Annotated in this window: 11 protein-coding genes and 1 tRNA gene; 6 read left to right on the top strand and 6 right to left on the bottom strand. The window is 70.0% G+C overall.

The annotated features are described in order from the left end of the window. Positions 1–4 precede the first annotated feature (4 nt). From efeB to ACWDR3_RS15070, 4 genes are all read left to right on the top strand, one after another. Complete coding sequence (efeB, locus tag ACWDR3_RS15085) at positions 5–1,375, top strand: iron uptake transporter deferrochelatase/peroxidase subunit (protein ID WP_450352920.1); 1,371 nt, start codon at positions 5–7, stop codon at positions 1,373–1,375. Between the two features lie 69 nt (positions 1,376–1,444). Continuing rightward, the gene (pheA, locus tag ACWDR3_RS15080) at positions 1,445–2,377 is read left to right on the top strand and encodes a prephenate dehydratase (protein WP_450352919.1); all 933 of its coding nucleotides are present in this window, start codon (positions 1,445–1,447) and stop codon (positions 2,375–2,377) included. A 588-nt stretch (positions 2,378–2,965) separates the two neighbouring features. After that, on the top strand, positions 2,966–4,243 hold the full coding sequence (gene serS / locus ACWDR3_RS15075; RefSeq protein ID WP_450352918.1) for a serine--tRNA ligase: 1,278 nt from the start codon (positions 2,966–2,968) through the stop codon (positions 4,241–4,243). After that, complete coding sequence (locus ACWDR3_RS15070) at positions 4,240–5,043, top strand: HAD family hydrolase (protein WP_450352917.1); 804 nt, start codon at positions 4,240–4,242, stop codon at positions 5,041–5,043. Before serS ends, ACWDR3_RS15070 begins: the two co-directional genes overlap by 4 nt. Positions 5,044–5,139: 96 nt before the next feature. On the opposite strand, the gene ACWDR3_RS15065 is transcribed toward ACWDR3_RS15070, so the two are convergent. The 6 genes from ACWDR3_RS15065 to ACWDR3_RS15040 form a co-directional block, all read right to left on the bottom strand. After that, a tRNA-Ser gene (locus tag ACWDR3_RS15065) sits at positions 5,140–5,227 on the bottom strand. A gap of 255 nt (positions 5,228–5,482) precedes the next feature. Continuing rightward, the gene (locus ACWDR3_RS15060; RefSeq protein WP_450352916.1) at positions 5,483–5,707 is read right to left on the bottom strand and encodes an SGM_3592 family protein; all 225 of its coding nucleotides are present in this window, start codon (positions 5,705–5,707) and stop codon (positions 5,483–5,485) included. 106 nt (positions 5,708–5,813) lie between these two features. Further along, positions 5,814–6,533 carry an ABC transporter permease subunit gene (locus ACWDR3_RS15055; RefSeq protein WP_450352915.1) on the bottom strand — a complete coding sequence of 240 codons (720 nt, stop codon included), beginning with the start codon at positions 6,531–6,533 and terminating at the stop codon, positions 5,814–5,816. 11 nt (positions 6,534–6,544) lie between these two features. Continuing rightward, positions 6,545–7,456 (bottom strand): ABC transporter ATP-binding protein, encoded by a 912-nt coding sequence (locus ACWDR3_RS15050; RefSeq protein ID WP_450352914.1) that lies wholly within the window; start codon positions 7,454–7,456, stop codon positions 6,545–6,547. Next, positions 7,453–8,370: an ABC transporter permease gene (locus ACWDR3_RS15045; RefSeq protein ID WP_450352913.1), complete on the bottom strand. Its 918-nt coding sequence runs from the start codon at positions 8,368–8,370 to the stop codon at positions 7,453–7,455. The genes ACWDR3_RS15050 and ACWDR3_RS15045 overlap by 4 nt, the downstream gene beginning before the upstream one ends. Further along, positions 8,360–9,334: an ABC transporter ATP-binding protein gene (locus ACWDR3_RS15040; RefSeq protein ID WP_450352961.1), complete on the bottom strand. Its 975-nt coding sequence runs from the start codon at positions 9,332–9,334 to the stop codon at positions 8,360–8,362. The genes ACWDR3_RS15045 and ACWDR3_RS15040 overlap by 11 nt, the downstream gene beginning before the upstream one ends. Before the next feature lie 253 nt (positions 9,335–9,587). Here ACWDR3_RS15040 and ACWDR3_RS15035 point away from each other — a divergent pair, with 253 nt between their 5' ends. Both ACWDR3_RS15035 and ACWDR3_RS15030 read left to right on the top strand, forming a co-directional pair. Next, positions 9,588–10,430 (top strand): M24 family metallopeptidase, encoded by an 843-nt coding sequence (locus ACWDR3_RS15035; RefSeq protein ID WP_450352912.1) that lies wholly within the window; start codon positions 9,588–9,590, stop codon positions 10,428–10,430. 62 nt (positions 10,431–10,492) lie between these two features. Then, positions 10,493–12,253, top strand: a complete 1,761-nt coding sequence (locus tag ACWDR3_RS15030; RefSeq protein ID WP_450352960.1) for an SDR family oxidoreductase — start codon at positions 10,493–10,495, stop codon at positions 12,251–12,253. Positions 12,254–12,280 lie beyond the last annotated feature (27 nt).

Raw genomic sequence — 12,280 nt, 5'->3', positions numbered from 1 at the left:
CACCATGACCGACCAGTCCGTCCCCGAGGCCCGCACCGCCAAGGCCACCCCCGAGGAGGCCGTTTCCGAAAACGTCGTCCTCAAGGAGGCCGATTCCGGAAACGTCGTCCTCAAGGAGGGCAACAAGGGGGGCGATTCCGAGAACGCCACCCCTGGGAAGGGCGTTTCGCGACGCGCCCTGCTCGGTACCGCCGGCGCGACCGGGCTCGTGCTCGGCGCGGCCGGCGCGGGCGTGGGCTATGCCGCCGCGCCCGCCGGGGCGACCCCGCTCACCTCGCTCGGCAGCGACCGGGCGATGTTTCACGGGAAACATCAGCCCGGCATCACCGAGGGCCTCCAGGCGCGCGGCCACCTCGTCGCCTTCGACCTGGCGGCGGGCGCGGGCCGCAAGGAGGCCGCCGCGCTGCTGCGCCGCTGGTCGGCGACTGCCGAGCGGCTCATGGCGGGCGAGGCGGCGACGCACGACGACACGGACGTGGCCCGGGACGCCGGCCCGTCCTCGCTGACGGTGACCTTCGGCTTCGGACACAGCTTCTTCGCCCGCACCGGACTGGAGAAGCAGCGCCCGGTCTCCCTCGACCCACTGCCCGACTTCTCCTCCGACCAGCTCGACAAGGCGCGCAGCGACGGCGACCTGTGGGTGCAGATCGGCGCCGACGACGCCCTGGTCGCCTTCCACGCCCTGCGCGCGATCCAGAAGGACGCGGGCAGTGCGGCCCGGATCCGCTGGCAGATGAACGGCTTCAACCGGACCCCGGGCGCCACGGCCCACCGCATGACCGCCCGCAACCTCATGGGCCAGCTCGACGGCACCCGCAATCCCAAGCCGACCGAGTCCGACTTCGACCGGCGCATCTTCGTGCCCGCGTCCGGCGCGAAGGACCCGTCGTGGATGGCGAACGGCTCCTACGCCGTCGTACGCCGGATCCGCATGCTCCTCGACGACTGGGAGAAGCTCTCGCTCACCGCCCAGGAGAACGTGGTCGGGCGCCGCAAGTCCGACGGGGCGGCGCTGACCGGGGGCACCGAGACGACCGCGATGGACCTGGAGAAGACCGACGCCAAGGGCGAGTTGGTCGTCCCGGTGAACGCGCACGCCCGGATCACCCGGCCCGACCAGAACGGCGGGGCGGCGATCCTGCGGCGCCCGTTCTCGTACCACGACGGCTTCGAGGCGGACGGGGTCCCGGACGCCGGGCTGCTCTTCGTGTGCTGGCAGGCCGATCCGCTGCGCGGCTTCGTGCCGCTCCAGCGCAAGCTCGACCGCGGCGACGCCCTGTCGAAGTACATCCGGCACGAGGCCAGCGGGCTCTTCGCGGTGCCGGGCGGGGCGGCGACCGGCGAGTACGTGGGGCAACGGCTGCTGGAGAGCTGAGGTCACGCTGATTCACCCGGTCGTGAGACACGCGCACGGCGCCCCCGCAAGGGCCATTAGGGTGAGGTCATGCCAGCTAGCTATGCCTATCTCGGCCCCGAGGGCACCTTCACCGAAGTCGCCCTGCGCACGCTTCCGGAGACGGCCACCCGGGAGCTGATCCCGTACGTGTCCGTGCAGTCCGCGCTGGACGCGGTCCGCGCCGGCGAGGCCGAGGCCGCCTTCGTGCCGATCGAGAACTCCGTCGAGGGCGGCATCACGACGACCCTCGACGAGCTGGTCGCGGGCGCGCCGCTGATGATCTACCGCGAGGTGCTGCTGTCGATCACCTTCGCGCTGCTGGTCAGGCCGGGCACGAAGATCTCGGACATCAAGACGGTCTCCGCGCACCCGGCCGCCCAGCCGCAGGTGCGCAACTGGCTGAAGGCGAACCTCCCGGACGCGCTGTGGGAGTCGGCCGCCTCGAACGCGGACGCGGCCCGGCTGGTCCAGGAGGGCCAGTACGACGCCGCCTTCGCGGGTGAGTTCGCCGCCGCCCGGTACGGCCTGGAAGCCCTTGAGACCAACATCCACGACGCCGAGAACGCGCAGACGCGGTTCGTGCTGGTGGGCAGGCCCGCCCGGCCCGCCGCGCCGACCGGCGCCGACAAGACGTCCGTCGTGCTGTGGCAGCGCGACGACCACCCCGGTGGACTGCGCGACCTGCTGGGCGAGTTCGCCGCCCGCGGGGTCAACCTGATGCTGCTCCAGTCCCGCCCCACCGGCGCCGGCATCGGCAACTACTGCTTCTGCATCGACGCCGAGGGCCACATCTCCGACCGCCGGGTGGCCGAGACCCTGATGGGGCTGAAGCGGATCTGCCTGGAGGTGCGCTTCCTGGGCTCGTACCCGCGTGCGAACGCCGGTGTCGAGGACGTGAGCGCGCCACGACCGGGGACCTCGGACGAGGAGTTCGTCTCCGCGTCCGACTGGGTGGCGCGGTGCCAGGACGGACGTTTCTGAGGCGGACGGTCCCTTCTGGGGCGCGGGTTTCCACACGTGTGTCCGGCCGGTCCTACCTGCAGATTTTAGTTATCCACAGGAGTTATCCACAGGTCCGCTTCTCGACCTGGGGACAAGTCGACAGCGGAGCACTACCTTGTCGACAAATCGGCCTCCAGCTGTCTACGGCGTCCACCGGCGCGCACATCACCGTTCGTCCACTCTTTTCCATTAGGCAACTCTTTGGGGCGACCCCTTTCCACTCGAAAGTAGTGGTAAGGGCGGGTTTGACCGCTGAAACTCGGGTGTGACGAGCGGGTTTCGGAGTGATCGATTCCGAAATCCACAGATCCACCACACACCCTGTGGATAACTCTGCGGAGAGGGTGTCTCCCTGTGGACAACGGCCGCCTCAAATCCCGTTCCCCACAAGGAAATCGAGTCAACGCGGCGCCCCGCGCCTGCCCCGTCCCGGGGAGTGAGACGCGCTTTATTGACACGTTTCGCAATTGCCTCATAACGGAACGTAGGCCGCTATTCGGTGCGGCTTCGGGGCAGTAGCGAATAGTGAGTCGTGAGGCGTATCCCCGCACCGGTAGCCTTGACCGCGTGATTGACCTTCGCCTGCTTCGTGAGGACCCCGACCGTGTGCGCGCGTCCCAGCGCGCCCGTGGAGAGGACGTCGCGCTCGTCGACTCCCTCCTGTCCGCCGACGAGCGGCGCAGGTCGTCCGGCGTCCGCTTCGACGAGCTGCGTTCCGAGCAGAAGGCGCTCGGCAAGCTCATCCCCAAGGCCTCCGGCGACGAGAAGGCCGAGCTGCTCAAGAAGACGGGCCAGCTCGCCGCCGACGTCAAGGCGGCCGACGCGGAGCAGCACGAAGCCGACGAGGAGACCAAGCGTCTCGCCATGCAGCTCGGCAACCTCGTCCACCCCGACGTCCCGGTCGGCGGCGAGGAGGACTTCGTCGTCCTGGAGACGCACGGCACGATCCGCGACTTCGCCGCCGAGGGCTTCGAGCCCAAGGACCACCTGGAGCTCGGCGAGGCGCTGGGCGCCATCGACGTCGAGCGCGGCGCCAAGGTGTCGGGCTCGCGCTTCTACTACCTGACCGGCGTCGGCGCGCTCCTGGAGCTGGCCCTCGTCAACGCGGCGATCGCGCAGGCCACCGAGGCCGGCTTCACCCCGATGCTGACCCCCGCGCTGGTCCGCCCGCGCGCCATGGAGGGCACCGGCTTCCTCGGCCAGGCCGCGGAGAACGTGTACCACCTGGAGAAGGACGACTTCTACCTGGTCGGCACCTCCGAGGTGCCCCTCGCCGCGTACCACATGGACGAGATCCTCGACGCCGACAAACTGCCGATGCGCTACGCGGGCTTCTCGCCCTGCTTCCGCCGCGAGGCCGGCACCTACGGCAAGGACACCCGCGGCATCTTCCGCGTGCACCAGTTCGACAAGGTCGAGATGTTCTCGTACGTCGACCCGGCGGACGCGGAGAACGAGCACAAGCGGCTCCTGGACTGGGAGAAGCAGTGGCTGGACGGCCTTGAGCTGCCCTTCCAGGTCATCGACGTGGCCTCGGGCGACCTCGGCGCGTCGGCGTCCCGCAAGTTCGACTGCGAGGCGTGGATCCCGACCCAGGGCAAGTACCGCGAGCTGACCTCGGCCTCCAACTGCGACGGCTTCCAGGCCCGCCGGCTGTCCGTCCGCATGCGCGACGGCAAGAAGGTGCAGCCGCTGGCGACGCTGAACGGCACGCTGTGCGCCGTACCGCGCACGATCGTGGCGATCCTGGAGAACCACCAGCTGGCCGACGGCTCCGTGCGCGTGCCCGAGGTGCTGCGCCCGTACCTCGGCGGCCGGGAGCTGCTGGAGCCGGTCGCCAAGTGAGCACCGGCTTCCCGTACAAGCTGATCGCGACCGATCTCGACGGGACGCTGCTGCGCTCCGACGAGTCGGTCTCCCCGCGCACCCGTGCCGCCCTCGCGGCGGCCACGGAGGCCGGCGCCGCGCACATCGTGGTGACCGGCCGCGCGGTCCCCTGGACCCGGCACATCCTCGACGACCTCGGCTACGAGGGTCTCGCGGTCTGCGGCCAGGGCGCACAGGTCTACGACGCCGGCGCGCACCGCCTGCTGACCTCGGTGACGCTGGACCGGCAGCTGGCGGCGGTGGCCCTGGCCAAGATCGAGGCGGAGGTCGGTCCGCTGTATCTGGCGGCGAGCCGGGACGGGCTGGACGGCGATGTGCTGGTCGGCGACGGCTACACAGTGACGGGCTCGCTGCCCTCGACCCCGCTCTCGGACGTCTCGGAGCTGTGGGCGGCGCCGCTGAACAAGATCTACATCCAGCACGCGACCCTCACGGACGACGAACTGGCCGCGGCGGCAACGCTTGCCGCCGGCGGTTTCGTCACGGTGGCGATGGCCGGTGAGGGGATCGTCGAGCTGTTGCCGCTGGGGTTGTCGAAGGCGACGGGGTTGTCATTGGCGGCCCGGCGTCTCGGCATCAAGGCCGCGGAGACGATCGCCTTCGGCGATATGCCGAACGACATCGCGATGTTCGCCTGGGCGGCTCGGGGAGTGGCGATGGCCAACGCCCATGAGGAGCTGAAGGCCGTGGCGGACGAGGTGACGTCTTCCAATGAGGAGGACGGTATTGCGGTGGTCCTGGAGCGACTGCTGGCTTGAGGTCGTCGGATGCTGCGCGCCGGTGGGGGCTGGTCGCGCAGTTCCCCGCGCCCCTGGGTGGGACCAGTCAGCCTTGGTCTTCAGTGATGCGTCTTGCGGAGGATGCACGGATCGAACGTGCGCGGGCCTTTCAAGCCCGACCACGGCTTAGCAAGCCGGTGCCTTTCCACTCGGCCAATCCTCCGGGAAGGCGGCCCACGCGAGAGCGACGTCGCGTGCTCGAAGCGGCCGCCCCGGACAGTTCGGGTGGGGTGGACTCGACGGTGGGGTAACTACACCGGAGTCCGCCGTGAACTGCCCTGTCGGGAGCTGGACGTACTGTCGTGCATGGACATCGTCCGGCTCCTCTCCCAGCTTGTGGTGGACGACAACCACTGTGCCGGGAGAACGAGTTGGGCGCCACCGAATAAATCAGCGAACCACCGCGCCGACCAGCGCCCTACCGGCGGCGCCACTTGCGTCGACGGCTCTTGCTGAAGAACCAGCCCGCCGGCGGCTCGTCGGAGCGCCAGGGCTGCGGCTCGGGCTCCTCCCGGCGCCAGCGCGCGGCGAGCATACGGGCCCGGGCGGACGGCTCGGACGTCTCCGCGGACCTTATGAAGTCATCGTCCAGGACAAGGTCGTCCCAGGCGCCGTCCCCGTACTGCGAGGCCTCGTCCGCCATCCCCGTTCCTCCTAGCCGTCCGTCCCCTTTACCCCAGTGTGCCCGGACAGAGGTGAAGCCTCCGTCAAGATCCGGAGCTGTCCGGGCACAGGGTCTGTCTGTCGGGTCACTCCTCGCCGGCGAGGGTCAGCGTGCGCAGCTTCTGGCCGGCGTACCAGGTCGCGAGGACCGTCACCACGATCAGCAGGACGACCGCTGTGGTCAGTCCGACGTCCGAGGTGACCAGGTCGCCGCCGGCCACCTTGTGGGCGACGGCGAGCGACCACTGCTGGACGCTCAGGGTGCGGGCGCCGGAGACCAGGGAGCCGAACAGGGCCTCCCAGACCAGGGCGTAGACCAGGCCGAAGACCACCGCGTGCCGGGACACCGTGCCGAGCAGCAGGAACATCGACGCGTACGCGATCGAGGCGACGAGCGCGGCCACCGTGTAGGCGACGGCGATCTGCTGGCCGTTGCCGTTGAGGATGAAGCCCGCGATGAGCGTCGGCAGGGCCGAGAACACCATCGTCACGCCGATCGCCACGATGAGCTTCGTGAAGATGATCGTGGGGCGCTTCAGGGGCTTGGACAGGAGGTAGACGACGGAGCCGTCGTCGATCTCCGGGCCGATCGCGCCGGTGCCCGCGATGACGCCGATGATCGGCACCATCGTGGCCAGCGCGAGCCCGCCGAGCAGGTCGGAGGCGGTCTGGTCGTCGGCTCCCGCGAGGGCGCGGACGACGACCGAGATCACGATCAGCAGCAGCGGCAGGGCGCCCAGGATGAGGGCCCGGCGGCGGCCGAGCAGGGCCCGGTAGGTGAGTCGGGCGACTGTGGGGTCGTACATCTCTTGGCCTCCTACGCCGCGACGAGATACGAGAAGACGGATTCGAGCGACTCGTCGGACGGCGAGACCGTGAGCAGCCGGATGCCGTGGTCCCTGGCCACCTTGGGCAGCAGGGCCGTGAACCGGCCGAAGTCGACGGCCTGGATGCGCAACGCGCCCTCGGCCAGGTCGACTTCGATGCCGGCGGTCGACGGGTCGGCGATCAGGGCGGCCGCGAGGGCGCGGTCGTCGCTGGAGCGCACCAGGTAGCGGTGCGGGCGGTCGGTCATCAGGCGGCGGATCTTGCGGAAGTCGCCGCTGGCCGCGTGCCGCCCGGCGACGACGACCTCGATGTGCCAGGCGAGCTGCTCGACCTCTTCGAGGATGTGGGACGAGAAGAGCACCGTGCGGCCCTCGTCGCCCATCTTCCGCAGCAGGTCCATCAGTTGCATGCGCTGGCGCGGGTCCATGCCGTTGAAAGGTTCGTCGAGCAGGAGGAGCGAGGGGTCGTGCACCAGGGCGCTCGCCATCTTCACGCGCTGGCGCATGCCCTTGGAGTACGTCGAGATCTTGCGGTCCTGCGCGTACTCCATCTCGACCGTGGCCAGGGCCTTCTGGGCTGCCTTGGCGCCGAGGCCGTGCAACTCGGCGTTGGCGACGACGAATTCGCGTCCCGTGAGGAAGTCGTACATCGCCTCGCGCTCGGGGACGATGCCGATGTGCTTGTAGATCTGTTCGTTGCGCCAGACCTGCTCGCCGTCGAGGGTGACGGTGCCGGTGGAGGGGGCCAGGAAGCCGCCCATCATGTTGATCAGGGTGGACTTGCCGGCGCCGTTGGGGCCGAGCAGGCCGGTGACGCCGGGACCGATGGTCATGGTGACGTCGTTGACGGCGACCACGTTGCCGAACCAGCGGGAGACGTGGTCGATGGAGAGCGTGGTCACAGTCCGACCTTTCGGTAGCGGCGCATCAGGAGGCCGTAGCACGCGGCGATCAGGCCCAGGAGGACGAGGACGTAGACCACGCCCTCACCGTTGCTGGGTCCCACGGCGCCGGGGAAGGCCGACTCCGCGCCCAGGAAGGCCGATTGCACGCCGTCGATGAGCGTGACGGGCGAGAAGAGGCCCATCCACGGGATGGCGCCGGTGCTGTCCTGCGTCTCGGCGATCGCCTGGAGGGTGGAGACCGCGCCGTAGGAGATCGTCATCACGGCGATGACGGCCGCGATGCCGAAGCCGCGCCGCGGGGTGATCGAGGCGATGACCAGGCCGATGCCGGCGAAGAGCAGCGAGAGCAGCGCCACGGAGACGAGCCCCTGGGCGAACCCCTTGGTCTGGTCGGCGAAGTCGAGTTTGGCCAGCAGTGCGCCCACATAGAGGACGAGCAGCGGGGCCGCGGTCAGGATGAACATCGCGGAGGCCAGCGCCGCGTACTTGGCGCGCACGTAGTCGGCGGTCTCGATCGGCCGCGAGAAGTACAGCGGCACGGTCTTGAAGCGCAGGTCGCGCGAGACGGACTGGGGCGCCTGGGAGGCGACGTACAGGCTGATGACGGCCTGCATGATGATCGCGTAGCGCGTGTAGTCGACCGGGAGGTCCTTGGCCTTGGTGGCGACCGCGACGGCGACCATGATGGCCGCGGGCACGCAGATCACCACGAAGAGCAGCATCGGCAGCACCTTGGACTTGACCGAACGGCCCAGGCCGTAGGAGCCGCGCAGGGACTGCGAGTACAGCGAGCGGGTGGCGTAGGAACGGCCCAGGCGCGGGCCGTCGTAGTTGCGGTAACCGATGTTGTGGATTCGGGTCTGGTCACCCGGGGCCGGTACGGATGTCTGGAGGGGCTGCTCAACTGCCATGGCCGACCGCCTCCTTCCGCTGCTCATGCTCGTCGGCCTCGTTCGTGAAGACCTCGGAGATGTGGTGCCGGCGCTGCTCCATGCGCACCAGGCCGAGTCCGAGGTCGGCGACGATGTCGCGGACCACGTCGTACGTCTCCTCGCCCTGTGCGGTCAGCAGCAGGACGTGGCCGGCGCCGGGCAGGCCGTTGGTGCCGTCCAGGACCTCGACCCCGCGCGCGTGGAGCGCGTCGCGCACCACGCGCGTGCCGTCCGGGTGCGTGTCGGAGTCGGTGACCTCGACGGCGAGGGTGGTGGTGATCTGGGTGAAGTCCGTGGTGGAGCTGGAGCGCAGCAGCTTGCCGCCGTCGACCACGATCACGTGGTCGCAGGTGCGCTCCAGTTCGCCCAGCAGGTGGGAGGTGACCAGGACGGAGATGCCGAAGTCGGTGTGGATACGGCGGATGAGGCCGAGCATCTCGTCGCGGCCGACCGGGTCGAGGCCGTTGGTCGGCTCGTCCAGGAAGACCAGCTGCGGGTCGTGGACCAGGGCCTGGGCCAGCTTCACGCGCTGCTTCATGCCGGTGGAGTAGCCGCCGATGGGGCGGTACCGCTCCTCGTAGAGGCCGACGTGCCGCAGCGTGTCCGCGGTGCGCTCTCGCGCGGCGGCCGGCGGCAGGCCGGACATGCGGGCCATGTGCACGACGAACTCGGTCGCCGACACGTCCGGCGGCAGGCAGTCGTGCTCCGGCATGTAGCCGACCCGCTCGCGGATGGCGGCTCCCTTGGTCGCGACGTCGAGACCGAGCACTTCGGCACGGCCCTCGGTGGCGGGGGACAGACCCAGAAGGATCTTGATCAACGTGGACTTGCCGGCTCCGTTCGCGCCGACGAGCCCGGTCACACCGGGCCCGACGTCGACGGACAGCCGGTCAAGCGCGGTCACCCTGGGGAACCGCTTGCTCAGGCTTTCGGTCGCGATCACAGTCACGTTTAAGAAGGTAGTGACGCGGACCACGTCGGTCGTCAGACCGAAGAGCTGTCTTCGTCTCACACTCCAGATGTACGGATCCTTAGGGGATACCCCTACCTGAGAGCTACGCAGAGTTATCCACAACGCGAGGTTGTCCACAGCCCGGAGCCCGCCTATTGACGCAGCCTCTAACTACTGTCACATTCGCTGGTGTCAAGTTACGGACACGTAGCGCAGTCGATGGAGACGGTGGGGCGGGGTCGGCATGACGACGGCGGTGACGGGCGAACTCTCCGCGCGATTGCGGGGGTTCAGGCAGGTCCAGCAGCTCGCGTACGAGTGCGCGGAGGCGGTCGCGGCCCGCCTGGAGCCGGGCGTGTCGGAGCGGCAGGCCGCGCGGATGCAGCGCGAGTGGCTGCGCGCGCGGGGAGTCAAGGACTGGTTCCACCTACCCTTCGCCTGGTTCGGCGACCGCACGGCGTTCGTGAACTTCCGCGTCCCGCTCCAGTTCTTCCCCACCGACCGCCGCCTGGAGCCCGGCATGCCGTTCATCCTCGACATGGCTCCGGTGTACGAGGGCTACACGGCCGACATCGGCTACTCGGGCTCCCTCGGCGCGAACCCGGTGCAGGACCGGCTCATGGCCGACCTGGAGGCGCACCGCGAGCTGATCCTGCGCGAGGTCCGCGAGAAGCGCCCGCTGCGCACGATCTACGAGGACGTGGACCGCCTCATGGTCCGCCAGGGCTACGCCAACCGGCACCGCGCCTACCCCTTCGGCGTGATCGCCCACAAGGTCGACCAGGTCAAGCAACGCCGTTTCTCACCGCACCTGTTCGGGTTCGGCACCCAGTCCCTCAAGGGCCTGGCGAGCGACGCCCTGCACGGCCACCGGGACGGCTGGTCCCCGCTGTGGTCGCCGTACCGCTTCTCCGACCACCCGCCGCAGCCGGGCCTGTGGGCGGTCGAACCCCACCTCGGATTCCGGGGCACGGGCGCCAAGTTCGAGGAGATCCTCGTCGTCACCGACTCGACGGATCCCCAGGAGAGCGCCTTCTGGCTGGACGACGATCTGCCGCACGTGCGGCGCTGGGCGGAGGAGAAATGACGGTGGCGAGGAAGCCCGGCAACAAGGGCACGGCGGCGGACCTCGGGCAGACGGAGGCGGAGGTGCTCCAGGGCGCGCGCGAGCGCCGGGTACTGACCGGCGACGTCGACCTGTGCGTCGCCGAGCTGGGGGACCCCGGGCGGCCGACGGTGGTCCTGGTGCACGGCTACCCGGACAGCAAGGAGGTGTGGTCCGAGGTCGCCGCCCGGCTCTCCGAACGCTTCCATGTCGTCCTCTACGACGTCCGCGGCCACGGCCGGTCGACCGCGCCGCAGCCGCTGCGCGGGGGCTTCACCCTGGAGAAGCTCACCGACGACTTCCTCGCGGTGATCGACACGGTCAGCCCCGACAAGCCGGTGCACCTGGTCGGGCACGACTGGGGCTCGGTGCAGTCCTGGGAGTTCGTCACCGTCGGACGCACCGAGGGCCGCATCGCCTCCTTCACCTCGATGTCCGGGCCCTCCCTCGACCACTTCGGGCACTGGATCAACAAGCGCCTGCGCAAGCCCACCCCGCGCCGGGTCGGCCAACTCCTGGGCCAGGGCGCCAAGTCCTGGTACGTGTACCTGCTGCACACGCCCGTGCTGCCCGAACTGGCCTGGCGCGGCCCCCTCGGCAAGCGCTGGCCGCGCATCCTGGAGCGCGTCGAGAAGGTGCCCCGCGGCGCCTACCCGACCTCCTCGCTGCCCCAGGACGCGGCCCACGGGGCGTGGCTGTACCGGGACAACGTCCGCGCCCGGCTGCGCAGGCCCCGCCCCGACGCCTACGCGCACGCGCCCGTGCAGCTCATCACGCCGCTGGGGGACGCGTTCCTGTCCGAGCGGCTCTACGACGAACTGGAGGAGTGGGCACCCCGGTTGACCCGGCGCACGATCCCGGCCAAACACTGGATCCCGCGCACCCGGCCCGACCAACTGGCCGCCTGGATCGGAGAGTTCGTGACGAGCACGGAGAGCGCGGCGGGCGGCAGGACCCAGGTGAAGGCCGACGGCAAGTACGCCGACCGCTTCGGCGGGCAGCTCGTGCTGGTCACCGGCGCCGGCAGCGGCATCGGACGGGCCACGGCGTTCGCGTTCGCCGAGAACGGCGCGCGCGTGATCGCCGTCGACCGCGACCAGGAGGCCGCGGAGCGCACCGCCGAACTGTCCCGGCTGCTCGGCGCCCCGCGCGCCTGGGCCGAGACCACCGACGTCTCCGACGAACAGGCCATGGAGAAGCTCGCCGCGAAGGTCGCCGCCGAGTACGGGGTGGTGGACGTGCTGGTGAACAACGCCGGGATCGGCCTGTCCGGCTCCTTCTTCGACACCAGCCCCGAGGACTGGAAGAAGGTCCTCGACGTCAACCTGTGGGGCGTCATCCACGGCTGCCGGCTCTTCGGCAAGCAGATGGCCGAGCGCGGCCAGGGCGGCCACATCGTCAACACCGCGTCTGCGGCGGCCTACCAGCCCTCCAGGGCGCTGCCCGCCTACAGCACCTCCAAGGCGGCCGTGCTCATGCTCAGCGAGTGCCTGCGCGCCGAACTCGCGGGCCAGGGCATCGGGGTGAGCGCCATCTGCCCCGGCTTCGTCAACACCAACATCACCTCGACCGCACGCTTCACCGGGGTCGACGCCGACGAGGAGAAGCGGCGACAGAAGCGGTCGGCGCGCCTGTACGGGCTGCGCAACTACCCGCCGGAGAAGGTCGCCGACGCGATCGTGCGGGCGGTCGTGCGCAACGAGGCGGTCGTGGCGGTCACTCCGGAGGCGCGGGGCGCCCGGCTGCTCGGCCGGTTCGCGCCGGGTGCGCTGCGCGCGATCGCGCGGATGGAGCCGCCGCTGTGAGCGGGCGGAGCGTGTGGGTCTCGCAGA

Source organism: Streptomyces sp. NPDC001002 (assembly GCF_053599215.1).
The sequence above is the reverse complement of the archived record's forward strand: the minus strand, read 5'-3'. Positions and strand labels throughout refer to the sequence as shown.